At 66.2% G+C, this 23,534-nt stretch carries 20 protein-coding genes; 5 read left to right on the top strand and 15 right to left on the bottom strand.

Annotated elements, in window-relative coordinates:
• Positions 1 to 558: AraC family ligand binding domain-containing protein (locus FVW20_RS06040; RefSeq protein ID WP_196608725.1), on the bottom strand; the 558-nt coding region annotated here is incomplete at its 3' end.
• A gap of 93 nt (positions 559 to 651) precedes the next feature.
• Positions 652 to 1,764: a bile acid:sodium symporter family protein gene (locus tag FVW20_RS06035; protein ID WP_196608724.1), complete on the bottom strand. Its 1,113-nt coding sequence runs from the start codon at positions 1,762 to 1,764 to the stop codon at positions 652 to 654.
• A gap of 225 nt (positions 1,765 to 1,989) precedes the next feature.
• Here FVW20_RS06035 and FVW20_RS06030 point away from each other — a divergent pair, with 225 nt between their 5' ends.
• Positions 1,990 to 2,784: an AraC family transcriptional regulator gene (locus FVW20_RS06030; protein WP_196608723.1), complete on the top strand. Its 795-nt coding sequence runs from the start codon at positions 1,990 to 1,992 to the stop codon at positions 2,782 to 2,784.
• Positions 2,785 to 2,914: 130 nt separating this feature from the next.
• On the opposite strand, the gene glpK is transcribed toward FVW20_RS06030, so the two are convergent.
• From glpK to FVW20_RS05970, 12 genes are all read right to left on the bottom strand, one after another.
• The gene (gene glpK, locus FVW20_RS06025) at positions 2,915 to 4,408 is read right to left on the bottom strand and encodes a glycerol kinase GlpK (RefSeq protein ID WP_196608722.1); all 1,494 of its coding nucleotides are present in this window, start codon (positions 4,406 to 4,408) and stop codon (positions 2,915 to 2,917) included.
• Between the two features lie 156 nt (positions 4,409 to 4,564).
• The gene (locus FVW20_RS06020) at positions 4,565 to 5,323 is read right to left on the bottom strand and encodes an MIP/aquaporin family protein (RefSeq protein ID WP_196608721.1); all 759 of its coding nucleotides are present in this window, start codon (positions 5,321 to 5,323) and stop codon (positions 4,565 to 4,567) included.
• A 383-nt stretch (positions 5,324 to 5,706) separates the two neighbouring features.
• On the bottom strand, positions 5,707 to 7,335 hold the full coding sequence (locus tag FVW20_RS06015) for a glycerol-3-phosphate dehydrogenase/oxidase (protein WP_196608720.1): 1,629 nt from the start codon (positions 7,333 to 7,335) through the stop codon (positions 5,707 to 5,709).
• A complete protein-coding gene (locus tag FVW20_RS06010) occupies positions 7,332 to 8,294 on the bottom strand; it encodes a sugar-binding transcriptional regulator (RefSeq protein ID WP_196608719.1) in 963 nt (320 codons plus the stop codon). The genes FVW20_RS06015 and FVW20_RS06010 overlap by 4 nt, the downstream gene beginning before the upstream one ends.
• A gap of 427 nt (positions 8,295 to 8,721) precedes the next feature.
• Positions 8,722 to 9,318, bottom strand: a complete 597-nt coding sequence (locus FVW20_RS06005) for a single-stranded DNA-binding protein (protein WP_196608718.1) — start codon at positions 9,316 to 9,318, stop codon at positions 8,722 to 8,724.
• A gap of 408 nt (positions 9,319 to 9,726) precedes the next feature.
• Positions 9,727 to 10,101 (bottom strand): hypothetical protein, encoded by a 375-nt coding sequence (locus FVW20_RS06000; protein ID WP_196608717.1) that lies wholly within the window; start codon positions 10,099 to 10,101, stop codon positions 9,727 to 9,729.
• Between the two features lie 3 nt (positions 10,102 to 10,104).
• The gene (locus FVW20_RS05995) at positions 10,105 to 10,755 is read right to left on the bottom strand and encodes a biotin/lipoyl attachment domain-containing protein (RefSeq protein WP_196608716.1); all 651 of its coding nucleotides are present in this window, start codon (positions 10,753 to 10,755) and stop codon (positions 10,105 to 10,107) included.
• 30 nt (positions 10,756 to 10,785) lie between these two features.
• On the bottom strand, positions 10,786 to 13,050 hold the full coding sequence (locus FVW20_RS05990) for an acetyl-CoA carboxylase carboxyl transferase subunit alpha/beta (RefSeq protein ID WP_196608715.1): 2,265 nt from the start codon (positions 13,048 to 13,050) through the stop codon (positions 10,786 to 10,788).
• Between the two features lie 243 nt (positions 13,051 to 13,293).
• Positions 13,294 to 14,712 carry a biotin carboxylase N-terminal domain-containing protein gene (locus FVW20_RS05985; protein ID WP_196608714.1) on the bottom strand — a complete coding sequence of 473 codons (1,419 nt, stop codon included), beginning with the start codon at positions 14,710 to 14,712 and terminating at the stop codon, positions 13,294 to 13,296.
• A 108-nt stretch (positions 14,713 to 14,820) separates the two neighbouring features.
• A complete protein-coding gene (locus FVW20_RS05980) occupies positions 14,821 to 15,351 on the bottom strand; it encodes a PilZ domain-containing protein (protein WP_196608713.1) in 531 nt (176 codons plus the stop codon).
• Between the two features lie 133 nt (positions 15,352 to 15,484).
• Complete coding sequence (locus FVW20_RS05975) at positions 15,485 to 16,219, bottom strand: OmpA/MotB family protein (RefSeq protein WP_196608712.1); 735 nt, start codon at positions 16,217 to 16,219, stop codon at positions 15,485 to 15,487.
• The gene (locus FVW20_RS05970) at positions 16,209 to 16,964 is read right to left on the bottom strand and encodes a motility protein A (RefSeq protein ID WP_196608711.1); all 756 of its coding nucleotides are present in this window, start codon (positions 16,962 to 16,964) and stop codon (positions 16,209 to 16,211) included. Before FVW20_RS05970 ends, FVW20_RS05975 begins: the two co-directional genes overlap by 11 nt.
• A 137-nt stretch (positions 16,965 to 17,101) precedes the next feature.
• Here FVW20_RS05970 and FVW20_RS05965 point away from each other — a divergent pair, with 137 nt between their 5' ends.
• The 3 genes from FVW20_RS05965 (at position 17,102) to FVW20_RS05955 (ending at position 21,347) form a co-directional block, all read left to right on the top strand.
• On the top strand, positions 17,102 to 17,947 hold the full coding sequence (locus FVW20_RS05965) for a purine-nucleoside phosphorylase (protein WP_196608710.1): 846 nt from the start codon (positions 17,102 to 17,104) through the stop codon (positions 17,945 to 17,947).
• 904 nt (positions 17,948 to 18,851) lie between these two features.
• On the top strand, positions 18,852 to 20,690 hold the full coding sequence (gene typA / locus FVW20_RS05960; protein WP_196608709.1) for a translational GTPase TypA: 1,839 nt from the start codon (positions 18,852 to 18,854) through the stop codon (positions 20,688 to 20,690).
• 291 nt (positions 20,691 to 20,981) lie between these two features.
• The gene (locus FVW20_RS05955) at positions 20,982 to 21,347 is read left to right on the top strand and encodes a hypothetical protein (RefSeq protein WP_196608708.1); all 366 of its coding nucleotides are present in this window, start codon (positions 20,982 to 20,984) and stop codon (positions 21,345 to 21,347) included.
• Positions 21,348 to 21,595: 248 nt separating this feature from the next.
• On the opposite strand, the gene FVW20_RS05950 is transcribed toward FVW20_RS05955, so the two are convergent.
• Positions 21,596 to 22,588, bottom strand: coding sequence for a YheT family hydrolase (locus tag FVW20_RS05950; RefSeq protein WP_196608707.1), 993 nt, complete (start codon positions 22,586 to 22,588; stop codon positions 21,596 to 21,598).
• A gap of 391 nt (positions 22,589 to 22,979) precedes the next feature.
• Between FVW20_RS05950 and FVW20_RS05945 the strand changes: the two genes are divergently transcribed.
• Positions 22,980 to 23,534: FAD-dependent oxidoreductase (locus FVW20_RS05945; RefSeq protein WP_196608706.1), on the top strand; the 555-nt coding region annotated here is incomplete at its 3' end.

The raw sequence follows: 23,534 nt of genomic DNA, 5'->3' as shown, positions 1-23,534 counted from the left end.
GGGGCCGCGCTGCGCCGCATGGCGGGTTATCCAGCGGGCGAGCACGGCGGAAAGGCGCGTCTCCTGCGCCAGGGTGGGCATGCACGGCCCGGCGCGTTCCATGTCGCGATGCAGGGCGTCGATGGCCGCCGCCAGTTCCGGGTCGTCCAGTACGCCGCTGGCGAAATCGGGCAACGCGCCGTGCGGCAGGCCCGCCTCTTCACCGGCCATGCGCACGATGTCCGGGGCGAGATAGAACATCCGGTAGGCCCAGCCTGCGTCGCCAGCACCGTGCCCGTCGTGCGTCTCTCCGGGGGCCACCAGGTTCACCGCGCCGGGCGCGGCCACGTGGTCGCGCCCCAGATAGCGGAAACGCAACGCCCCTCCCTCGATGACGCCCAGCGCGTACCCTTCGTGAAAGTGCCGGGCGAACACCTGCCGCGTGTAACGCGCCCGCAGCAGATCCAGCCCCGGCAGGCGCGAGGCGGCCATCCAGCTCACATCATCCTTCTGGGCAACATTGCCCTTCGGGGCGCGGGGCGCGGACGGGGTATCGGTTCTGGCGGTACGGGCGCACATGCATCTCCTGTGCGGCAGACGGCGCGGAAACGCAAGCCCCTCCGCGCGCGGGCACGCGGAGGGGCTGCAAGGGGATGAGGCGGAGGGAGATTTCTAGGAACGGCTGGCAGCTTCCATGGCCGCAGTTGCTGCGGGAGCGTCCGCTTCCGCCTGCCCCGCGGACGCGTCGCGCCCGTCCCGTTCATGCTGCTGCCCATGCTGCTGCCCGTGCTGCTGCCCGTGCTGCTGCATGATCCGGGCGTAACGCTCGGCCAGGATGGAGCACACGAACAACTGCAACTGATGGTAGAACATGATGGGCAGCACGATGACCCCCAGCGCCGGATGCGCGCCGAACAGCAGCCGGGCCATGGGCACGCCGGAGGCCAGGGTCTTCTTGGAACCGCAGAACACGGCGGCGATCTCGTCGGGCTTGTCGAAGCCCAGCGCACGGGCCACCACGGTGTTCAGCACCAGCACCACCAGCAGGATGAGGGCCGCGCCGCCGATGGTCAGGACCAGCAGGTCCATGCCGTGGTCGCGCCACAGGCCACCCAGCACGGAATCGCAGAACGAATTGTACACCAGGATCAGGATGGCCACCTTGTCGAAGGTGTTCACCTTCTTCTTGTGGCGGGCCATGAAGGCGCCCAGCCATGGGCGGGCCAGTTGCCCCAGCACGAAGGGCAGGAACAGCAGCCCGGCGATATTGATCATGGCGTCGGTAAGCGACAGCGCCCCGCCCTGCGTTCCGGCGGCCATGGCGATGATCACCGGGGTCAGGAAGATGCCCAGCAGGCTGGACAGGGTGGCGTTGAAGATGGCCCCCGGCACGTTGCCGCGGGCGATGGCCGTCATGGCCACCGACGAGGATATGGTGGACGGCAGCGCGCACAGGTACAGGAAGCCCAGCATCAGATCCGCCGGGATCAGGCCGTCGAAGGCGAAGCGGAAGCCGAACCACAGCAGCGGAAACACCACGAAGGTGGTCAGTTGCACCATGGTGTGCAGCTTCCAGCGGGACATGCCGTGGCGCATGCTTTCGGAAGAAATGCCCGCGCCGTGGAACAGGAAGATCAGGAATATTCCCGCATTGCCCAGCATGTCGGCGTGCAGGATGCCGCCGCTGGCCCCCAGCCCGGGGAACAGCGTGGCCAGCGCCACTACGCCCAGCATCCCGGCCAGAAACCAGTCCTTGGCCAACCGTCGTGCGTACTTCGCAAACATGATCGTCTCTCCATGAAGTCTGGGGGTCTGCGTGCGGCCAGTGCGCCGCCCGCACCAGACATCTAGCCACCCGCGCACCTTCCTGCTAACGACATGAAGACAAGATATGTCGGGAATACGCCAAACAATGCCCCCCCGTACCGACCCCGCTGTCCCGCATGGCCAGCCGACCTGCCGGATACACACCAGCACCCAGACCATCTCCCGACCGAAGAAGGTCGCCGCATGACCATCCCCCGCGCCATACCCGACATCGCCGCCCTGCCCCGCCCCGTGTTCGCCCGCGCGGAATCGCTGTCCGCCGGGTCGTGGACGCACCCGCACAGCCACGACTGGGTACAGTTCAGTTATGCCGTGCTCGGCGTGCTGGAAATACGCACCCGCCAGGGCAGTCACATGGCTCCGCCGCAACGGGCCATCTGGATACCGGCGGGCCTGCCGCACGAGGTGATGACCAGCGGCCCGGCGGAACAGCGCAGCCTGTACATCGACCCCGCCGCACTGGCCCCGCTGTGGGGCGCCGCGCCCGCCCGCTGCCGGGTGGTGGAGGTGACGCCGCTGGCCCGCGAACTGGTGCTGGCCTTCACCCTATTGTCCAGCGATTATGACGAGCACGGCGCGCACGGGCGACTGGTGGGGGCATTGCTGGACGAACTGGTGGCCCTGCCGGAGGCCGGGCTGTCGCTGCCGCTGCCTGCAGATGCCCGGCTGGCAGCCCTGTGCGAGGCCATGCTGGACGCCCCCGGCGAGGACCATTCCCTGCCGCGTCTGGCCGCGCGGGCTGGCATGAGTGACCGAACCCTTACCCGGTTGTTCCGGGCCGAAACGGGTCTTTCACTGCGCGAATGGCGCCAGCGGGCCCGCATGCTGGCCGCCCTGCCGGAACTGGAACGGGGACGCGGGGTCACTGCCGTGGCGCTGGAGATGGGGTACGACTCCACATCGGCCTTCATCGCCGCCTTCCGCCAGCTGATGGGCCGCACGCCGGGGGAATTCTTCAGCCATGCGGCGCGGGGGTAGTCGTGCCGCCAAGACTGAACGCGAAGGTCGGCGGCCTCCATGAGCAGGTCCGGCCAACAAATCGAAAACGCCGGGAAGGGTACCCTTCCCGGCGTCGTTCATACGTTGGCAGCCTGTGCGGTTTTGCGATTTACTCCTGCGCCCAGGCCTTGGCCCGCTCCACAGCCCGCTGCCAGTCGTACACCAGCTTTTCGCGGGTTTCGGCGGACATGTTGGGCTCGAAGCGGCGGTCAAGCTGCCACATGGCTTCGATTTCCTCTTCGCTCTTCCAGAAGCCCACGGCCAGACCGGCCAGGTAGGCCGCGCCCAGCGCCGTGGTTTCCGTCACCTTGGGCCGTTCCACCGGCACGCCCAGCACGTCGGCCTGGAACTGCATCAGCAGGTTGTTGCGGGTGGCGCCGCCGTCGGCGCGCAGGGCCGCCAGCTTGATGCCCGCGTCCTTCTGCATGCAATCCATGATGTCCAGGGTTTGCAGGGCGATGGATTCCAGCGCCGCACGGGCGATATGGGCCTTGGTGGAGCCGCGGGTGATGCCCACCATGGTACCGCGCGCGTACTGGTCCCAATGGGGCGCGCCAAGGCCCGCGAAGGCGGGCACCAGGAACACGCCGCCGTTGTCCGGCACGCTCAGGGCCAGCTGTTCCACCTCGGGGGCGTCCTTGATGATGCCCAGGCCGTCGCGCAGCCACTGCACCACCGCACCAGCGATGAACACGCTGCCTTCAAGGGCGAAGTACCGGCCCGAAGGCGTGGCCCAGGCCATGGTGGTCAGCAGGTTGTTCTTGCTGGCGTGCACTTCCTTGCCGGTGTTCATGAGCATGAAGCAGCCGGTGCCGTAAGTGTTCTTGGCCATGCCGGGCTTCAGGCAGGCGTTGCCGTAGGTGGCGGCCTGCTGGTCGCCCGCGTTGCCGGCAATGGGAATGGCCTTGCCCAGGAACTCCGGATGGATCTCGCCCACCACTTCGGACGAGCGGGTCACCGTGGGCAGCATGGAACGCGGCACGCCCAGAATGCCCAGCAGTTCGTCGTCCCACTGGCCGGTGTTGATGTTGAACAGCAGGGTGCGGCTGGCGTTGGATTCGTCGGTGGCGTGCACCTTGCCCTTGGTCAGGTTCCAGATGAGCCAGGTGTCGATGGTGCCGAACAGCAGTTCGCCCTTTTCGGCCTTGGCGCGGGCGCCGGGCACGTTTTCAAGGATCCAGCGCACCTTGGTGCCGGAGAAGTAGGCGTCAAGCACAAGGCCGGTCTTCTGGCGAAAGGTGTCGGCCAGGCCGCGCGCCTTCAACTCGTCGCAGAAGCCCGCCGTGCGGCGGTCCTGCCACACGATGGCGTTGTAAACCGGCGCGCCGCTGGCCTTGTCCCAGACCACCGTGGTTTCGCGCTGGTTGGTGATGCCCGCGGCCACCACCTGAGAACCGTCAATGCCCGCCTGCTTCAGGCAGTCGCGCATGACCCACGATTCGGTGTCGAAGATCTCGTTGGCGTTATGCTCCACCCAGCCCGGCTGCGGGTAGATCTGGGTGAATTCCTTCTGGGAAATCTGGATGATGTCGCCTTCGCGCGAAAAGAGGATGGCGCGAGAGCTGGTGGTGCCCTGGTCAAGTGCGAGAACGTACTTGGTCATGTCGTGCTACTCCCTGGGTTGGGGGATTGCTGCACGGGCGGCGGGAATGCGTCCCGGCCGCCCGCCGGGAACACCTTCAACGAATGCAAACCGGTTTTTTTGTCCGCCTGCAAGGCTACTGTCTGGCATGCGCAAAAAAGACGGCTTGCATCACCATTAGGCGGACTGGGCCTTGTGCACGGCGCCCGTGGTCCAATCGTAGATGAATGCGCCAAGCGGGCCGCCGACCAGCGGGCCGACGATGGGCACCAGCACGATGCCGGGTTCCATCAGGTTGGGCTGGGTAAAGCCCGCCACCAGGGCGAAGAAGCGCGGACCAAAGTCGCGCGCGGGGTTGATGGCGTACCCGTGCATGGCGCCAAGGCTCATGCCGATGGCCACCACCAGCAGCGCCACCAGGATGCCGCCGATCCAGCCGATGTTGTTCTTGCCCGCGAAGTCGCCGATGGCGAGGATGCCGAACATCAGCACCGCGGTACCGATGATCTGGTCGATGAAGCCCGGCAGGTAGGAGGTGGTGATGGCCGGGAAGGTGCAGAAGATGCCTGCTGTGCTGGCCAGTTGCGGATCGACGCCGACCCACTTGGCGTGGAAGTCGATGAACACGATGGCCGCCCCGGCAAAACCGCCCGCCACCTGCGCGACGGAGTACGGCAGCACCTTCTTCCAGGGGAAGCGACCAGTGGCCGCCAGCGCCACGGTGACGGCGGGGTTGATGTGCGCGCCCGAGGGCAGGCCGGCCATGATGCCCAGCAGCACGGCGAGACCCCACCCGAAGGTGATGTTGTCCCAGGTAATGTTCAGGCCCTTGCCGAAAAGCACGGTCATGGCCACGTTGCCGGCACCGAAGATGATCAGGACCATGGTGCCCATGAATTCGGACACCATTTCCCGTCCCAGCGAAAGTTCCTTCATAGAATCCTCCTGATGGTACACCCTCTCTTGGATACGCGGAGCACCCTGCGTTCTCCGCGCGGTGATCGGCACCCTGGCGGGTGCGCATCCCGCCTCGTCCATCCGTGAAGTCCGATGTCGAGGATGTCTGGCGGGTTAGGCGCCTGGGAGTTGCGTCCCTCCTTGCGACACGCCGGGTCTGCACCAACCCGGTGAATCCGTTGACGGTTCAAATCTCGCTTGCGCGGCGGGGCGGGCCCCTCGCGCCATGTTCCGGGCAACCGCCCGAAAATTCCGCCTGGCATGGCACGGTGACTGTCCCGTGGCGACCCGTACGCCGCACGCATCAACCGAAGCGCGGGGCGGGCAGGGTTCATCCCTTCCCCCGCCCCGCGTGGCAAACCTTAATCCCTGGGCGCGCGCCACCCCGAAAGATACGTTTCGAGGTATTGCAGTTCCGCGTCGGTCCGGGCTGCATCCCAGCCGAGTTCGGCGGCCATGACCCGGGCAACGCCCGGCGCGGCCTGAAGCGTGTGCTCCACGTCCAGCAGGCCCATGGGCAGGCGGCGCACCAGCACGTCCACAAGCTTCATGGCCAGTTCGTTGCGCACGATGAAGGCAACTTCGGCCATGATGTGCGGGTGGTCGGGGTGCACGCGGTCACCCAGGTTCTCGTCGCGGGCGATGGCCAGCACCTGCCCCGTCTCGTCGCCGTAGGTACCGTGCAACGCCTTGGCCAGTTCCACCGGCACGCCGTATTCGCGCGCGATTTCGGTGTGGCCGCCGGGAATGAACCCGCGCGCGCCGACAACCTTCAGGTGGCGGGTCACGCAGGGGCGCGTCAGGTTCAGGCCAAAGGCCACGTCGGCGCGGTCCACGGTGTCCTGGGCCATCATGCGGTAGCTGGTCCACTTGCCACCCGCGATGGTCAGCAGCCCGGCGGGCGAGACATCGATGACGTGGGTGCGGGCCAGTTCCTGGGTGCTGCCCTTGCCGGGCGCGAACACCAGCGGCCGCAGCCCGCTCCACACCGCGCGCACGTCGCCCCGCGTGACGGGCCGCGACAGGTACTTGCTGGCGTAGCGCAGCAGGTAGTCGATGTCGGCCACATCGGGCACGGGGTCGTGCTCGGGGTTGGCGTGCTCGTCGGTGGTGCCGAAGACCACGTGATTCTGCCACGGGATCATGAACAGCACGCGACCGTCTTCGGTCTTGGGAATCATCAGCGAAAGGTCCGGCGGGGTGAAGCCCGCCTCGAGCACGATATGGATGCCCGAGCTGACCTTGAGGATCTCGTCCGCGCCGGGGTCGTCCATGCGGCGCACTGTGTCGGCCATGGGGCCGGTGGCGTTGATGATGCCCCTGGCGCGCAGGGTCCACGTTTCGCCGGTCAGCATGTCGCGCAGTTCCGCCCCGCGCAGCCGTCCCCCTTCCTTGATCAGTCGGGTGACTTCCACGTGGTTGCAGCAGGTGGCCCCGTGGGCGTTGGCGGTGCGCGCAAGGGCCACGGCCATGCGCGCATCGTTGAACTGGCCATCCCAGTAAGTGACGGCGGCCTTGTAGTCGCCCATGCGCAGGGTGGGGAACATGCGTTCCGCTGCCCGCTTGCCCACGAACTTGCTGTGGCCAAGGCCAAGGCGCCCGGCCAGCAGGTCGTACAGGGTAAGCCCCGCGAACATGTAGCCCGCATCCTTCCAGGTGGGCACGGGCGTCAGCAGGCGCACCGCATGGGCCAGATGGGGGGCGTTGGCCAGCAGAAAGCCGCGTTCGCGCAGGCCTTCACGCACCAGGCCGAACTGTTCGCGGTCGCACTGCAGCACCGCCTTTTCCAGGTAGCGCACCCCGCCGTGCACCAGTTTGGTGCTGCGACTGCTGGTGCCCTGCGCGAAATCGGCCCGATCGACCAGCGCGACGTCCAGCCCGCGCGTTGCCGCATCCACGGCCACGCCGCAACCGGTAGCCCCGCCGCCGATCACCAGAAGATCGAATTCGCGACCGGACTTCAGTCGTTCCAGCAACCCTGACCTGTTCATGCATCTCCTCCATGTTCCCGATCGAGCAGGCGCACCGCGGTGCTTTCGTCCGTGACCAGCACGTTGACGAAGCCGCCGGTAAGCGCCGCCCTTATGATCGCAGTCTTGTTCTCGCCGCCGGCGGCGGCGATGGTCATCGGTATGGAGCGCACCTCGTCGAGGCTTGGCCCCATGAAGCAGGCGTTCATGGGGTGTTCGACGGGCACGCCCGAAGCGTCGACGAAGGTGCCGAACACCTCGCCGACAGCCGTGGTGCGCTGCAACGAGCGCACGTCATCCTGGGTTATGGCGCCGAGCACCACGTTGGTGGCGTCGGTGGCAAGCTGACCAATGCCGATGAGCGCCACGTCCACCCGCACCGCCCGCGCGTACACGGAGCGGAACAGTTCCTGCGACTTCAGCAGGCGGCACGATTCCGGGCTGGGGGCGAACATGGGCGCGGCAATGTAGTAGGTCTGCGAGGCGCACAGGCGTCGCGCAAACGTTGCCACGATTTCATACGGATTGATCACCACGCTGTAGGGCAGGCCGCCGTACAGCGAAACCACGGTAAGCCCCTGTGCGGGCTTGCGCGGCACGGCGGTGGCGGCGGCGGCAACGGTGGTGCCCCAACCGAGGCCCAGCGACGAGCCGTCGCGCAGTACTCCGGAAAGGTACTGGGCGGCGGCGTGGCCAAGATTGCGGTTGAGCGATTTCTGCGAAGGCGGGGTGGGTATGACCACGGCGCGGCGCAGGCCGAAGGCGGCCTCCATGCTGCGCTCAAGCTCGTAGCAGACGGCCCGGTCGGCGTTGACAAGAATCTGCACGTAGCCCTCGTCGCGGCAGACCTGAAGCAGCCTGTTGACGCGCACCCGGCTGATGCCCAGCCAGTCGGCGACGTCGGACTGGGTCATGCCCTCGACGTAATAGGCCCAGGCTATGCGGCTTAGCAGCGCGCGTTCCGTGGGGTCGTGCATCATCTGCGTCTCCTGCCGCGCACGGCGGCGGAAGGTGGTACCGCAGACCCTGCGCGCGTTCCCTGTTGCTGGTCCGCAAGCGGTGCGAAACACCGGCTTGCGTCATGGCGCGCGGCCTGCCCGGCACTTTTGTTCACAGAACGTACATATGTCACATTTCTGCGGCATGGCAACAAAAATCTTGGAACGCCGCACAGAATTCTTTTGACATAAAAGATAAACGCATATGCTTTTGCCATGTTGCAACACACAATCTGCCAGCCCCCCCGAGCGTGCGCACTCCCATTCCTGAACGCATCCACGACGTTGGCGCGCACACTGCAAAAAAAACCCGGAGGCTCCAGGGAGCCGCCGGGACTGGAAATGCAAAGGGGCCGCCTTGCGGCGGCCCCGGAAACTCGGTGCTGCTGTGGACAGGGGAACGGCCCACCTAGAACGGCACGTCGTCCATGCCGCTGGCTTCGGAGGGGAAGGCCGGACCCAGGTCGTCGTCCATGCCGCCGTAGGGATCGCCCTGCGGGGCCTGACGGCGCTGGCCGCCCTGCCCACCCTGACCGCGCTGGCCGCCCTGCCCACCCTGACCGCCCTGACCACCCTGACCACCCTGGCCGCCGCCCTGACCACCGGAAGGCTGCTGACCCTGTTGGTAAGACCGGCGGGGAGCGCCGCCGCCTTCGGCGGGCTGAGCCCCCGCGCCTTCGCCGCGCCGGTCGAGGAACTGGACGCGCTGGGCCTTGATTTCTGTGGAGTAGCGGTCCTGGCCGTTCTGGTCCTGCCACTTGCGGGTTTGCAGGCTGCCTTCGACAAAGACAAGGCTGCCCTTGCCGAGGTAGTTGGCGCAGTTTTCCGCCGCGCGCTGAAAGACCACCACGGTGTGCCACTCCACGCGGTCGACCTTGTTGCCGTCGCGGTCGGTGTACGATTCGTCGGTGGCGATGCGCAGGTTGGCGATGGGGGTGCCGTTCTGGGCGTAGCGCAGTTCGGGGTCGCGGCCGAGACGTCCTATGATCATGACCTTGTTGAGCATGCGTATTTCCTTGCGATGGTCTGCTTTGTATGCGGTGGGGGCGGGACGGCGTTCGCCATCCCTATGGGGTGATACCGTGGGATGCGTTTTGTCGCAACCGTGATGCGCGGCGAAAGCGGGCCGGGGAATCGGCGGCGACGCCCCTGGGACACGCATGCAGGGCATGTACGCCGTACACCACGCCGCACAGTGCATGGGCCTTGCCCCCTGCCCTGCCCGGGCGAGGCCGCACATCGGCCTGAATGCTTGCGACTACCCCCTGCCTGTCCCCTACCCCCAACCAAAAAGTTTGTGGGAGGGGAAGGGGGTCGGGGGGAAGGGGAGGACACTTTTCAAAGTGTCCTCCCCTTCCCCCCGTTACGTTCTTTGCCTTTCCCTCTTCAAAAGTAGAAGGGACCGGCTTTATCTCTACTTCGCCTTCACCAGCGCCTTTTCGGCCTGGTCCAGGGCTTCTTCCAGTTCATCGGTGATGCGGTTGGCGCTGCGGGCGTCCCATTCGGCAAGGGCGGCGTCCAGCTTGTCGCGCAGGGCCACGATGGCGGGCACGCGGTCGGCCAGGGCGTCGCGCACGGGGGCATCCCACCCGGCAAAGCGCAGCCCGTCGTCAAGGGCCTGCACCAGTTCCAGCACGCCGCGCCGGTCTGCGGGGCCAAGCACCTGCCCGGCCACGGGCCGGACGAAGGGTTCGGGCCAGACAAGGGCCACCAGCAACGGCCAGGCCTTTTCCACGTCCTCGTCGCGGTAGGTGGAAGCCCACACGCGCACCTGCAACACCTTGCCCATGGCTTACTCCCGCTCTTCCCACTCGGTCTGCACGCGGGCCACCACGTCCTCGATGAGCGACAGCTGGTCCGGCGGGCACACGCCGATGAGGGGCTGGCCCGCATCCACGTTCTCGTTGTGCTGGAAGTACACGGCGTAGATGACGCCGCTGGGGCCGGAATAGGCCAGCGAGGCCTCGCGCTTCATGCGCGACATGATGAACAGGTCCATGCCCTCGTGCAGCGAGACGGAGCTGGCGCCGGAGGCCTTGACCTTCTTGTCCACGTCGGGCGCGAAGTAGTACTTGGCGCGTTCCGGCGCGACAAAGAGGTGCAGGGCCTTCTTGAGGATGATGGCCAGCACCTCGTCCTTGGACAGGAAGTGGCGCAGCCGCACGAGGGGGGTGCCCGCCTCGACGAAGGCGCCTTCCAGATGGCGCAGCACTTCCTTGACCTCGCCCTTTTCCACGGCGTGGATGGGCTTCTGGTTGCGCTCGCGCTCGATGGTGGCGAGCAGCGTGCCCTTCTTTTCCTTCCACGTGCCGGAAGGCCCGATGACCCGGGCGCCTTCGCGCACGTCCGTGAACGTGACCACGCCGGTGTGCGGCGCGGTGACGACGATCTCCTCGTAGGGAGACGCCTTTATCTCATCCAGCAATTGCGTGATGTCGAACACTGTCTCACCTGTTCCTTGCCGTGGCGCGGGCTACCGGTAGTAGAGGTTGCGGCCGCCCATGGTCAGAAGGGCCTGCTTCAGGTTCATGCGCGCGTCGCGGCGGTCCCAGATGCCCTGGATGTGCCCGCGCGACAGGGCGCGATAGGCCCGGTGGTAGTCCGGCGGGATGTCCACGCCCGTGGTCTCCTTGATGACGCCCGGCCCGGCGAAGCCGATGTTGGCCGAACGGATGGAGAACTGGTAGGGCGAGCAACCGAGGAAGCTGGCCAGCGGCCCGGCGTACGAATTGGTGTCGTACAGCACAAGGTACAGGCCCCCGGCCTCGATGTAGCGGCGCACGGCCATGGTGCAGCGGGGCATCTGGATGACGCCGTTGGTGCCTTCCTGGATGCGGATGCCCGCGGTGCCGTGCACGTAGGCCAGGAAGGGGTAGCGCTTCTTCTTGGCGCGCTCGGCGGCCTGGACGAACTTCTCGCCCTCTGCCGCACCCACGGAGCCGCCCCGGAACGGGGCGACCAGCATGGCCACCACCAGCTTCACGTTGTCGATGCGCGCCTCGAAGGTGACGCAGCCGCTTTTCAGGCCGGTCTGCTTCTTGGCCTGCTCCAGTTTGACGTCGAAGCCTTCGAAGCCGAGGGGGTTGCCCGCCTCGATTTCCGCGTTGAACTCGAAGATGGAGCCCTCATCGAACACGTTATGCAGGTACCACTGGTATTCCATGGGAAAGTGGTGCCCGCAGTAGGTGCACACCCCGGCAAATTCGCCGAACAGGTCGGGCGCCCACAGGTCGAGGCAGCCGTGGCTGCCCGCGTTGGGGCAGGTGATGGCGCGGTCTTCCTTGGCGCGGGGGCTGACGTAGCTCCAGTTGCCGTTGCGCTGGCCTTCCTCGTCCCAGTCGGACAGGGCGGTCAGCTCGCGTTCGGTCTGTTCGCTGCTCTGGCACGCGCCGCCGGGCAGCGCGCAGGTGATCTTGCGCCACGGGGCGGCCACCTTTTCCATCAGCACCTGCGCCTCGGCCTCCACCTCTTCCACGAGGTAGGCGATCTTCTGCTGGTGCTTACGCAGCAGGTCGTACTTGAAGTAGGAGTAGATGTCCCACCAGGCGTCCCAGCCCATGTTGGACAGCTTGCGCAGCACGGGGCGCCTGTCGCGCGCGGCGTTGCGGGCCAGGCGGTTGAACTTGCGATGACGGCGGGCCACCAGCCGGTCCTTGGCCGCCGACGACAGGCTCCAGCGCACGTACATGTTGTCGAGGTCCATGGTTTCGGCCTTGCCGCGGCGGCGGCGCAGCACCATGGCCCGGAACGGGGCAAAGCCCTTCACTCCCAGGATCACCTCGTCCGTGGCGCGAATGATTTCCTGCCGCAGGCCCCGGAAGAAGTCGTAATGGTACGGGCGCGCGCCCAGCGGCGGTTCCGTGACCACATGGTCGATGTAGCCCATGCGCAGGTTGTCTTCCGCCGTGATGCGCAGTTGCTGGGCGCACTTTTCGATCAGTTCGGGCGCGGCGCGCTGCCCGTGGCGCAGGCGGCCTTCGATGGCTGCCGCCCCTTCGGGCGAAATGACCGAATAGTACCCGTGCGACAGCATCAGGCGTCGGTCGGAAAGACCGATGGCCTCTGCCCCGCCGGAGCCGCCTTCCGAGAACACGGCAATGACCGGCACGCGCAGGCCCGCCATTTCGTACAGGTTGCGGGCGATCTGCTGGGCCGCGCCGGGGTAGTCCTCCACCGGGTAGGAGCCGGGCGTGAAGACGTAGGTGTGGATGGGGATGCCTTCGGTTTCGGCGACCTTCATGTACTGAAGGGCCTTGGCGTTGCCCCACGGCTTCACCGAGCCGCCGTTGCGGAATTCCTCTCCGTGGCCCTTTTCCTGCCCGATGACCAGAACCGGCTGGTTGATGGTCTTCTTGCCGCTGCGCCGGGTGATGTAGGCGCGGGCGATGAGCATGGAAGGATCAATGGAGTGTTCGTCCTTGCCGCCGATTTCGGTGTAGTTGTCGTAGACGTTTTCCAGGATGTCGCGCAGGCAGATGCGCTGCGGGTGCCGCACGATGCGCACCTTGTCCATGGGCGTCAGTTCGGCTTCCAGCTTGCGCTCCACGAAGTCGAACAGGTCTTCAAGGGTGGTCAGCGCGGCGTTTTCGTCGCTGATGGAGCCCTCGGACAGGCGCAGGTTGAGTTCCTGCAGCTTGGACTCGAGGAGCGCGATGTTCTCGTTGTGCTTTCCGCCGAACACGTCGCGGATGTATCCCAGACGTTCGGCGAGGTGCTGCGTTCTCTTTTCGGTATCCATATGTCGCTTCCCCGCAGTTCCGGCGGGTTCGGGTAGCATGCTTGGCGGCGGACATTCGCGTGCCGGTGCCGTGGCGGGCGAAGGCTGCCGCATGTCCGCCGGTATGGATGGCGGACGGCGATGGCCGGTGTTGTGCATCCGGCAGGACTGACCTTGCAGAACCTGTCTTGGGGCTGTTTCCAAAGCAGACTTTCGTTCGCCGACACGATGCCGACGGGCGAAAAGTCCACGGAAAGCCAGCCCCTAGAACTTGAGGATGCGCCCGGTGTTGTCCCGCAGGAACCGGACGTTGGAACGCAGCGGCTCGCCCGCGTTGTTGGCGCCTTCCAGCACCAGCGTATCGAGGAATTCGACGCCGCGTTCCCGGGCTTCCGCAAGGTCCTTGCCCCAGATGATGGCCAGCGCCAGGTTGGGGTCGAACTCGGTGGGAATGTCGTAGGGGTCGTCGCTGGGCACGTGGGTGTGCATGGCCAGCCAGGGGCGCTCGGGCCAGCCGAAGCCGTCGACGCGGCCCACCCACGGGGTGAAGCGGTTGTCCGGATCTTCGGCGATGAGGCGGTATTCGATGCCCACGCCTTCGAAGGTGATGTCCTCCTGCCCGTAGCCCAGCGGCTCGCCAAGGCCGATGCGGATCTGCTCGGCGATGAGGTCCACGCCCTTCTGCCCGCGCACGCGGGCGATGGTGGCCGAAACCCCGTTCTCCACCTGGATGCGGGTGTTCACTTCCATCAGGAAGGGGCGACCGTCGCGGGTGACGATCCATTCCCAGGTGCCCACGTTGTCGTAGCCCACCTTGCGGGCCATGGCCAGCGAGTGCTGGGTGATGTCGCGCAGCACCTGGGCCGCGTCGAAACCGTATTCGATGGACGAAGGATCGAAACCGGGGGCGATCTCGATGCGCTTTTGCAGGCCCGTGGACTGGATGGAGCAGTTGCGGGTGCCGAAATGCACGGGGTTGCGCCCGCTGCGGTCGGACACCACCTGCACTTCCAGGTGGTTGAAGTCGCGGATGCGCTGCTCGATGAGCACGCCCTCGTCCTTGAACTGACGCAGGGCGTAGTTGCGGATGCGCCGGTACACGGAGCGGAAGAGGTCTATGTCGTACACCTCTTCGATGCCCATGCCGCCGCCGCCCGCCGATGCCTTGACCAGCACCAGCGGCTTGCGGACGCCCTGCTGTTCCTGGAATTCGAACAGGCTCTGGGCCACCTTTTCCGCTTCCATCTCGTCGTAGATGGGCCGGTCGGAACCGGGCACGGTGGGTACGCCCAGGCTGCGCGCAAGGCGCTTGGTATTGATCTTGTCGCCCAGTTCGCGGATTACCCGCCACGAAGGGCCGATGAAGATAAGCTTGCGGTCGCGCTGGGAAACGCGGCGGGCAAAGCGGTAGTCTTCGGCAAAAAAGCCGTAGCCCGGATGCACGGCGGTGGCGCCCGCATCGTCGGCAACGGCCATGAGTTCGTTGGCATCATGATAGGAGGAGACGCGGCAGAGGCTCTTGTCGCCACCCAGTTCGCGGGCAATGCGCACATGGCCCGACGCGGCGTCCTCCGCCGTGTACACGCACGTGAAAGCCAGGCCCAGCTTGCGGCAGGCCTGAACGATGCGAATGGCGATTTCCCCTCTGTTCGCCACCAGCACCTTATGGTCTTTCGTCTGCACCAATGTCCCTCGATATGGTTGTTACATTTTCATGGACCGCACGACGCCACCGCGACGCCGGACCATCGTCAGCCGCTGCACGGGCACCCTCATGCCCGCGCGTGGCCGTCAGACGTCCAGTTCCGTCCCGGCGGCGCTGTCCACCGTGAACCTGGTGGTGCCGCCCGCGTCTGCGGGCGCGTCGGTAGACGCATCGGGAACAGCCCCGCCGTCGCGGTGCTGCCCTGCGGCCTGCGCATCACGTTTTTCGGACTCCGCCTTGCGCTGGGCGATCATCCGCTTCTGAACCTCGAGCACCAGCTTGTCCAGGCGCGCTTCCTGCCAGAAGTCCGGCGAGGCGAGCTCGCACCCGACGAGGCCCCCTTCACCCAGCCGCGCCACCCTGGCGGGCAGCGCGGTGATGTAGGGCTTGCCCATGATCAGCAGGTCGACCCGAAGGTCCTCCCCTTCCGCAAAGGCGTGGCCGGGGGCGTGCATGGCAATGCCCACCGCGCTCACGTTTTCCACGGGGAATGTGCCGTCCTTCCCCGCCACGCTCGCTTCAAGGCCGGGCACCGACGTGCGATAGGCCCGGCGTTCGCCCTCTACGTCTGAGGGCAGCGTGAAATCGAAATCGTCGAATTCGTCGTGCGTCGTCATCGCCATCCCCGGCACCCCCCGGTTGTGTGCAGGCCCCCCCGCGTCACCTGGTTACCCGGCACTACTTGGTTACCCGGCACTACTTGGTTACCCGGCACTACTTGGTTACCCGGCACTACTTGGTTACCCGGCACTACTTGGTCACCCGGCGTTCCAGCATGAATTCCACGCGCCGGTTGCGCGCCCGGTTTTCTTCCGTGGTGTTCGGGAACAGGGGGTCTAACTCACCAAGCCCGGTGGCTGTCAACCGCTTGGAGTCGATGCCCGCTTTCAGGAAATAGCGTAATACGCTCACCGCACGCAACGAAGAAAGTTCCCAATTATCCCGGAATCTTGACGTTGAACTAGGTTGTGAGTCGTCCGTAAACCCCCGGATATTTATGGACTGGTCCTTCTTGCGCACGAACAGGTCCGCCAGCGGTTTCAGGTATCGCTCGGCCTGGGGGCTCAAATCCGTCTCGCCCGGGGCGAACATGACTTCCGCAGGAATACGCAGGGTTATGATGCCTTCGTCGAACACGGCCCCGATGACGCCCTCTACCCCCGTCTTGTTGAAATAGGTGCGCATTTCCGAATAGGTGTTGCGCTGGGCCTCGATGATCTGGCGTTGCAGCCGCACCGACTCCAGCAGTGCGCTCGATTCGTCGCTGCGCACGGCAGAGGTGGCCAGTTCCGAATCCTTGCCGCCAAACACCGTGCGCACTGCGTCGAAGGTTTCGGTTATCTTGGTCTTGTCGATGGTGGACAGGGCAAAGAGCAGGATGAAGAAGCACAGCAGCAGCATGGAAACGTCGGCAAGGGTGGCCAGCCACTCGGTAGGCGGCTCGTCCTCTTCCACTTCCATGTCGAGTTCGGTGTCATCGGCCATCCCTGCGCTCCTTGGGCGGCAGGAACGAAGAAAGCTTTTCGTACACCAGCCTGGGGTTGTTGTTCTCAAGGATGCACTTGGCCCCCTCGAAAATGATCAGCAGGTGCAGTTCCTCCTGCATGCTGCGCGCCTTCAGCTTGCCCGCTATGGGCAGGAACAGCAGGTTGGAGAGCAGTGCCCCGTAGAAGGTGGTGATGATGGCCACGGCCATGGACGGGCCGATGGTGGAGGGATCGTTGAGGGTAGCCAGCATCTGCACGAGGCCGATGAGCGTCCCGATCATGCCGAACGCCGGGGCATAGCCGCCCAGCCGGTTGAACACGCTGATGGACACGTTGTGCCGCCGTTTCATGGAGGCGATCTCGATGGCCACGGTGCCCCGGATCAGACCGGGGTCGGCGTTGTCGGCGATGAGTTGGCAGGCCTTCTTGATCAGGGCGTTTTCGGTCTGCACGTTCTCGAGGGCGATAAGCCCCTCGCGGCGGCTGATCTCGGCAATGCGGACCATGGTGTTCACCACGTCCTGCGCCTGTACCCGCTTGGTGCCGAAGGCCTTGAAACCGCCCCGCACCGCCTGCAACACTTCTTCCAGCGGAAAGGTGACCAGGATGGATGCGGCGGTGCCCCCGAAGACGATCATCACGCTTGCGATGTCAAAGAATTTCCCCGGCTCGGGGCCCATCATGATGGCGCCGACCACCAGGCCGAAGCCAGTGAGCACACCGAAAAAAGTTGCTATATCCATAGGTTCGGCCTAATATCCTACCAGTTCGCTGTGCTGCGCCCCCAACTTCCCCCTCATGGGCGCGGGCAGTGCGGACCGGAACGACCGGTCTGGTGGCCCCCCACCGTTCACGCACAATCATTAATGTCGGTGATCTTATGCAAAACCCGGAAAAAGTCCAGAATGCGGCATCCGTTATCACTTCCGCCCTGTCCGGAATGCCTGGACAGGGCGGACGCCCCCCCCGGCCCCGCGTGGGCGTGGTGTGCGGCACCGGCCTTGGCGGCCTGGCCGAAGCCCTGGCCGACGCCCGCCCCCTGCCCTATTCGCAGGTGCCGGGCTTTCCGCAATCCACGGTAGCCTCGCACGAAGGGCGGTTTCTGTTCGGGCGCATCGGCACGGTGGACGTGGTGCTGCAACAGGGGCGCTGCCACCTGTACGAAGGGTACGCACCGGAAGACGTGTGCATGGGCGTGCGGGTCATGGCGACCCTGGGCGTGGAGGTGCTTATCATCACCAACGCGGCGGGCGCGCTGAACCCGCGCTGGGACGCGGGCGACCTGATGCTGCTCACCGACCACGTCAATTTCACCGGGCGCAGCCCCCTGACCGGCCCCAACCACGACGCCTGGGGACCGCGCTTTCCCGACATGAGCGCCCCCTATGACGCGGCGCTGGGCCGCATTGCCATGGAAGAGGCGGCGCGCCTTGGCGTGCGTCTGGAGCGGGGGGTGTACGCGGGCGTGCCCGGCCCGCAGATGGAAACCCCGGCGGAAACCCGCATGTACCGCCACCTGGGCGCCGACGCCGTGGGCATGTCCACGGTGCTGGAAGTGATTGCCGCGCGGCACATGGGGCTGCGGGTGCTGGGCATTTCATGCCTGACCAACAAGAACCTGCCCGACTGCATGAAGGAAGCCCCGCTGGAGGAGGTCATCCGCGTTGCGGGCGAGGCCGGGGACAAGTTGACCCGGCTGGTGGCTGCGGTGGTGGAGAGGGTTTAGGGGGAGTGCGCTTTGCTGTTGGTCGCGATACGGGTGTTTAGCCATTCATGACAGGCTGTACTGGTTCGTAGTTTGGGCCGCCTCCGGCGTGGGGCAAGGGGCCGCGCGTTGCGGTCGCCATCCGTAAGACTCGCGCTATGCGCTCGCCTAACGGCTGCCGCATAGCGGCGGCCCCCTGCCACCCCCCGCGCTTCGGGGGGCAAAGCCCCCCGGCCTCTCCCGCCGCATTCTTACGCCGGGCAGCTTCCCTGCGGCGCAGGCGCCTCCGGGCGATCTGCCCGGCTGAATGCGCATGCGCGCAACGCTCCCGTGGTTCTGGCAAAGGTCCGGGGCGTGCCTTTACCGTCGGTCGGTTCGCGGTGCACCCGCTACGCCGGAGCTTCCGCCGTCGCGAGGCCTCCGGCGTCGACCTCCGACGGCGGGCGCAATCCGCACGGATTGTTTCGGCATTTAGAGGTAACGGGCGGCGTATGCCTCGCTACCATCAGCGACGGAGTATGGCTGCGCGCCTTCCGCCCTGACCACGCCGTGGGCCGGGCACAGCCATGCCCGCGCGCAGTGTTAAGGCAGTGGTTACTTCGTTTGGAGGCGCAACGCCCCACCAGCGCCCTGCACATAGCGGCACCCCCGCCATCACCCGCACCCACCCCAGCTTTTCTTTATCATTCCGACCCGCCGACACACGCTTGCCACCCGGCCCGCGTAGGTGTATGCATGCCGTCCGCGACACGCCGTGACCGGCATCGCCCCTCGCCGGGCACCACCGCAAGTTCATGCGTTGCCGCCCCGCCCCGCCTCCCCGCCGCATGCGGGAACGCGTCTTCCCCCACAAGCCACCAGCCGCGCCGGGCCAGAGGCCCTGCCCCGCCCGTGGCCGAAGCCCATCCCGCCAGGAGAATCTCCCTTGAGCACCGCAGTGCACAACGACAGGTTGCGCAACGTCGCCATCATCGCCCACGTTGACCACGGCAAGACCACCCTCGTGGACGCCCTGTTTCGCCAGAGCGGCGTGTTTCGCGCCGACCAGCAGATGGACGACCGCGTCATGGACCGCATGGACCTGGAACGCGAGCGCGGCATCACCATTGCCGCCAAGAACTGCGCCGTGTCGTGGCAGGGCGTGAAGATCAACATCATCGACACCCCCGGCCACGCCGACTTCGGCGGCGAGGTGGAGCGCGCCCTGTCCATGGCCAGCGGCGCCATCCTGCTGGTGGACGCATCCGAAGGCCCCCTGCCCCAGACCCGCTTCGTGCTGCGCAAGACGCTGGAAGCAGGCCTGAAGGTGGTCGTTGTGGTCAACAAGATCGACCGCAAGGACGCCCGCCCGCAGGAAGTGCTGAACGAAATCTACGACCTGTTCATCGACCTGGACGCCAACGAACAGCAGCTGGAATTTCCCGTGCTGTACGCCATTGGCCGCGAAGGCGTGGCCATGCACGGCCTTGAGGACGAGCAGGTTGACCTTTCGCCGCTGTTCGAAACCATCGTCAAGGAAATGCCCGGTCCCATGTACGACCCGGCGGAACCCTTCCAGATGCTGGTGGCCGACCTTGCCTATTCCGACTACCTGGGCCGCATGGCCGTGGGCCGCGTGTTCCACGGCTCGGTCAAGGCCAAGGACAGCCTGGTCTGCATCGACGAGGACGGCAAGGAAAACCCCCTGCGCGTCACCCGCCTGCAAGTCTACGAAGGCCTGCAACTGCGCGACGCCGACGAGGCCGACCCCGGCGACATCGTGGTGGTGGCGGGCATCGAGAACGTGAAGATCGGCGACACCATCTGCACCCGCGAAGCCCCGCGCGCCCTGCCCCGCATCCGCGTGGACGAGCCCACCGTGGCCATGCGCTTCACCATCAACACCTCGCCGCTGGCGGGCCGCGAAGGCAAGCTGGTGCAATCCAGCAAGATCCGCGAACGCCTGCTGCGCGAAGCGTTGTCCAACGTGGCCATCCGCGTGGAAGATTCCGAGGAGCGTGACAGCTTCATCGTGAAGGGCCGCGGCGAATTCCAGATGGCCATCCTTATCGAAACCATGCGCCGCGAAGGCTTCGAACTGTGCGTGGGCCGTCCGGAAGTCATCATGCGCGAGCAGAACGGCGAGCGCCTGGAACCCATCGAGCACCTGTACGTGGACTGCGACGAGACGTTCATGGGCGTGGTCACCGAAAAGCTGTCCATCCGCAAGGGCCGCATGACCAACTGCGCCAACAACGGCACGGGCCGCGTGCGACTGGAATTTTCCGTGCCCTCGCGCGGGCTCATCGGCTACCGCGACGAATTCCTTACCGACACCAAGGGCACCGGCATCATGAACTCGTACCTGGAAGGATACGAGCCGTATCGCGGCGATTTCCCCACCCGGTTCACCGGTTCGCTGGTGTCCGACCGCTCGGGCAATGCCGTGGCGTACGCCCTGTTCAACCTGGAGCCGCGCGGCGAAATGTTCTGCGTGCCCGGCGATCCGGTGTACGAAGGGCTGATCTGCGGTGAACATAACCGCGAAAACGACATCGACGTGAACCCCACCAAGGAAAAGAAGCTCACCAACATGCGCGCCTCGGGCAAGGACGAAAACGTCATCCTTACCCCCGTGCGGCCCATGACCCTGGAGCGCGCCCTGCACTTCGTGCGCGAGGACGAAATGGTGGAGGTGACCCCCCTGTCCATCCGCCTGCGCAAGACCATCCTGGCCGCCCAGAAGCGTTACCAGATGGAAGCCGCCAAGAAGAAAAGCAAGTAGACGAAAGGCGCGTAGCCGGGAACGTGGCCGGGAACGGTCACAGACGCCCCGGAAACGCGACGCACTGAACGCACGGCGGCCGGAATCCGGAAGGGTTCCGGCCGCCTTCGTATGCGGCTGTCGGTGCGCGCGGGCAAGGGCGGCTGCAATCACCCGTCAGCCGCCCGCCACGGCAGCCCTGCCTGCGCGTCCGATTTTCGACATGACGACCATGAACATCTTTCATGCCAACAGGATACACCAACGGCACGCTTCCTGCTTCTCCGGGCACAAGCCCAAGGAGGCACACTCGTGAAAGAAAACATCATGCGCCAGGCCGCTGAAAAACTGACCACCGAAGACCAGGACATGCTGCGCCGCCTTGGCGAGGCCACCCGTACCGACGGCACCAAGCCCGCGCTGGACATGGATCTGCGCGCCGACCTGTGCGCAGAGATGGCCGAAATGGCCGAAGCGGTGCGCAGCCTGCTGACCCTGCTGAACCGCCACGGCTTTCTGGACAACCTGCCCGACCGGGCCCACCCCGCCTACCAGTCGGTGATGCGGCGCATCGGGGCTTCCGCCCTGCGGGGCCAGAGCCTGCTGGCCCGTTCCGAGGCGCTGGACAAGGACACCCTGCTGGCCGTCATGCCCGAGCACAACAAGCGGCTCAATTAACGGACAGCGAGCGGTTCACGGGCGGGCTGACGGGCTGCGTTTGCCGACAGCAACGTCGGCGGCAACTCGCGCGGCGGCATGGTCTGTCCGCACGGTGGCTTGCGCCAGTCATTATCCCACCGATTTTTCCGCTTTTACCCGGAACGCAACGACGACGGAACGATGCGCGTGCATCGTCCCGTCGTCGCGTCGTGTTCAAAGAATGGGAAAAAGAGAGGGGAACGCTCGTCGGCTAAGACGGTTCCCGCTCAGTGCCCGGCCTGCTCCGCGCCCAGCGCACCCAGAAAGTCCACCGCCCGCGTCTCGGACCAGTAGCGGTTGCCGCCGTTCAGGGTCACGAAGCCCACGTGCCCCCCGTCGCGCGGCATCTCCAGATGCAGCGCAGGGTTGCGCGCCGCCTCCGCCTCGGGAAAACAGCCCTGTGACAGGAAAGGGTCGTCGCAGGCGTTGACCAGCAGGGTGGGCACCCGGATGGCGTGCAGCACCGACAAGCAGCCGCTGCGCGTCCAGTAGTCCATGGCCGAGGCAAAACCGTGCAACGGCGCGGTGAACCGCTCGTCGAACTCGGCAAAGGTGCGCATGGCGTCCAGCCCGGCCAGGTCGAAACGCCCGGGGAACAGGGCCGCCTTTTCGCGCATCTTCACCCGCAGCGAACGCAGGAAGTATTCCATGTAGATGCGGTTGGCGGGCCGGTCCAGCACGGCTGCCGCGCCCACCAGGTCGCACGGCACGGAAAAGGCCGCCGCGCCCACCACCTCGGGCGGCACGCGGTCGGGGTTTTCGCCCAGATACTTCAGGGTCTGGTTGCCGCCCATGCTGAAGCCCACCAGCGCGATGCGCCGGTAGCCCCGCGCCAGGCAGAACTGCACGGTGGCGTGCAGGTCATCCGTCTCGCCGCTGTGGTACATGTGCGGCTGGCGGTTGGGTTCGCCGCCGCAGCCCCGGAAGTTGCGGGCCACCACGTCCCAGCCGGTGGCGGCCAGCGCGCTGGCCATGCCCTGCACGTAGCGGCGGCGCGAATTGCCTTCCAGCCCGTGCGATATGACGGCCACGCCCCGGAACGGGGCGAAGGGGTCGGCGGGGGTCAGGTCCAGGTCGATGAAGTCGTCGGGCAGGTGCAGCCGTTCGCGGCGCTGCTCCACCTCCGGGCGGGGGCGGAACAGTACGGGAAAGATGGTCTGCGCGTGCCCGTTGCGCAGGAAGAACGGCGCGCGATAGCTGGAGGCGAAGGAGACGGGCATGGGCGGCGGTCCTTGGGGCTTCAGGGGAGCTTTCGGTGGGCTTTCGAGGGGGAGTATTCTTCGGAAAAGGACGCGAAAATGCCTGCTGGACGTCTAATTGACGGTCACACCTGAACGCGGAGCGCGACCATACGGCACCTGGCCACGGCTGTCGATGGGCGTTGCCGCCCGCGCGACGGGCTCATACGGTGATCCTGACGACAGGCCGACGGGGCGGATCTGCCGGGCTGGGGCAGACTGGGCAGACTGGGGAGCAACAGGGAACACGCGTCGTCCCCCGCCACGCTGGGTGACAAGCGGCGCGCCCTCGGGTAGGAGTGCCGCCACGGGCGCATTCCGCGCCATTCCACAACCTTCTGGCAGCGCCGGGCGCATCCCGGCATACCACAACGTGACCCGCACCGATACCGACGTGCTGATTCTGGGGGCCGGAGCCTCCGGCCTGTTCTGCGCCATGACCGCCGCCGCGCGGGGCCGCCGCGTGACGCTGGTGGACCACGCCCGCGCCACCGGGCGCAAGGTGCGCATCGCCGGGGGCGGCAAGTGCAATTTCACCAACCTGGAAATGCACGCCCGGCACTACGTGGGCGGCAACCCCCACTTTCCCAAGTCCGCACTGGCCCGGTTCTCCCCGTGGGACATGGTCAGCCTGGTTTCCGAAAACGCCATCGCCTGGGAAGAACGCGAACACGGGCAACTGTTCTGCCTGCGCTCCGCCGACGACGTGGCCGACCTGCTGGAACAACGCTGCCGCGCATCGGGCTGCCGTTTTCTGCTGGGCCAGCGCGTGGAAGGGGTGGAGCACGACGGCGACGCCTTCGCGGTGACCATGGCCCCGGCGCAGGCCGCTGCCGCCGACGGAAACGCCGACACCCAAGGCGGCATGCCGGGGAACGCGGACGACGGCACGCCTGACGTCCCCGGCAAGACCACCCGGCTGCGCGCC

The organism is Nitratidesulfovibrio oxamicus (assembly GCF_015731765.1).
GTDB lineage: Bacteria > Desulfobacterota > Desulfovibrionia > Desulfovibrionales > Desulfovibrionaceae > Cupidesulfovibrio > Cupidesulfovibrio oxamicus.
This window is presented reverse-complemented; position numbering and strand designations above follow the sequence as displayed.

Coding starts and splice junctions, on each gene's coding strand:
- FVW20_RS05950 (WP_196608707.1), bottom strand. CDS start 22,588: ATGCCCGTCTCCTTCGCCTCCAGCTATCGCGCGCCGTTCTTCCTGCGC.
- FVW20_RS06020 (WP_196608721.1), bottom strand. CDS start 5,323: ATGAAGGAACTTTCGCTGGGACGGGAAATGGTGTCCGAATTCATGGGC.
- FVW20_RS06000 (WP_196608717.1), bottom strand. CDS start 10,101: ATGGGCAAGGTGTTGCAGGTGCGCGTGTGGGCTTCCACCTACCGCGAC.
- FVW20_RS06030 (WP_196608723.1), top strand. CDS start 1,990: ATGACCATCCCCCGCGCCATACCCGACATCGCCGCCCTGCCCCGCCCC.
- FVW20_RS05970 (WP_196608711.1), bottom strand. CDS start 16,964: ATGGATATAGCAACTTTTTTCGGTGTGCTCACTGGCTTCGGCCTGGTG.
- FVW20_RS06035 (WP_196608724.1), bottom strand. CDS start 1,764: ATGTTTGCGAAGTACGCACGACGGTTGGCCAAGGACTGGTTTCTGGCC.
- FVW20_RS05965 (WP_196608710.1), top strand. CDS start 17,102: ATGCAAAACCCGGAAAAAGTCCAGAATGCGGCATCCGTTATCACTTCC.
- glpK (WP_196608722.1), bottom strand. CDS start 4,408: ATGACCAAGTACGTTCTCGCACTTGACCAGGGCACCACCAGCTCTCGC.
- FVW20_RS06015 (WP_196608720.1), bottom strand. CDS start 7,335: ATGAACAGGTCAGGGTTGCTGGAACGACTGAAGTCCGGTCGCGAATTC.
- FVW20_RS06005 (WP_196608718.1), bottom strand. CDS start 9,318: ATGCTCAACAAGGTCATGATCATAGGACGTCTCGGCCGCGACCCCGAA.
- FVW20_RS06010 (WP_196608719.1), bottom strand. CDS start 8,294: ATGATGCACGACCCCACGGAACGCGCGCTGCTAAGCCGCATAGCCTGG.
- FVW20_RS05990 (WP_196608715.1), bottom strand. CDS start 13,050: ATGGATACCGAAAAGAGAACGCAGCACCTCGCCGAACGTCTGGGATAC.
- FVW20_RS05975 (WP_196608712.1), bottom strand. CDS start 16,219: ATGGCCGATGACACCGAACTCGACATGGAAGTGGAAGAGGACGAGCCG.
- FVW20_RS05980 (WP_196608713.1), bottom strand. CDS start 15,351: ATGACGACGCACGACGAATTCGACGATTTCGATTTCACGCTGCCCTCA.